Here is a 1,388-nt window from a genome sequence, read left to right as displayed (position 1 = left end):
TGCTTTGCTGGACAACCTTATCAACGCATGGGCAAAAACCGATCCGCAATTCAATGCCAACCGTACTTATTTGATGATGCCGTTCAGTGCCAAAACCAGTAACGAAGGCAAAGGGCTGACACCCGCTCAAGCAGGGGCATTAAAAGATTTTCAAATCAATATCAATGATCATCAAGCATTGGTTTTGCTGTCTGAAAAAGTGAGCGTATTAAATGCGTTTACCGGAGAAACCGGCGGTACATTCTATGTGGGCAGCAAAGCCGATGTGGAATATTTGAAATCCACGATTACCAAAACCTACGATAAGTTAGGTCAGCAAATTTATCAAAACCTGCTGTTTCAAACCCGTTTACAGCCTTATTTGTATGAAATCGGCTTTGTCATTGAAAACGATCAATTTGAATTGGATTACAGCGGCATCACTGAGAAGTTCAACCAAATTTTCACAGAGAACCCCGAAAAAGCCTTTGTGGATTTGGCTGAGTTCCTATTCTATCAGCCGAACATCGGCAAACAGTGGCAGGCGGCGACACCGTTGCTGGCGCAAATGATTGAATACGCCGAGCAACATCAACTCACTAAACATTGGCTGAACCAAATCAGCAAAGATATGCAAACCAAAATCGGCATTGTTTTCGGCACAGATCAAAACGACACCCTCAACGGCAACGACAACAACAATGTAATCATCGGCGGAGAAGGCGATGACAAACTTTACGGCGGTGGTGGTGCGGATACACTGATTGGCGGGGCGGGTAATGATTATTTAGAAGGCAGTTATCATGGCGACACGTATTCGTTCAGCAAAGGACACGGACAAGATACGGTTTATGACCACAGCGGCGGTATCGTGGGTGATGACACTGTTCAATTTACTGATGTCAATTATGGCGAAACCCGTTGGCACAAAGACAACTATGATTTAATTATTGCCAATCAGCAAAGCGGCGACAGCGTTCGTATTCAACAGTTTTTTAATAGCAGCTACTATGAAATTGAAACGTTTATTTTTCAAGATCAAACCTTTCGCTTAGCTGATTTAAAAAATATGGGTTTCACGTTGCACGGCACAGGCGGCGATGACAATATTAACCTCAGTTCATGGCAGAACAAAGTCAATATTTACGGCGGATTGGGCAACGATACCATTCAGGCAGCCAATAAAGATGATTTACTGGACGGCGGAGAAGGCGACGACAAACTTTACGGCGGCAGCGGTGCGGATACGCTGATTGGCGGTGCGGGTAACGATTATTTATCGGGTGGTTATCATGGCGATACCTATCTGTTTGCCAAAGGACACGGACAAGATACGGTTTATGACCACAGCGGCGGTTATTCGAATGATGATATTGTTCAATTTACTGATGTCAATTACGGCGAAACCC

At 44.5% G+C, this 1,388-nt stretch carries 1 protein-coding gene; it reads left to right on the top strand.

Annotation, left to right across the window (positions count from 1 at the left end):
- Window positions 1-1,388 (top strand): calcium-binding protein (locus Q384_RS10985; RefSeq protein ID WP_037588127.1); only part of this gene is annotated, 1,388 nt, incomplete at both ends.

It is taken from the genome of Stenoxybacter acetivorans DSM 19021, assembly GCF_000745895.1.
GTDB lineage: Bacteria > Pseudomonadota > Gammaproteobacteria > Burkholderiales > Neisseriaceae > Stenoxybacter > Stenoxybacter acetivorans.
Note: the sequence above shows the minus strand (reverse complement) of the source record. Positions and strands in the feature narration are given on the sequence as shown.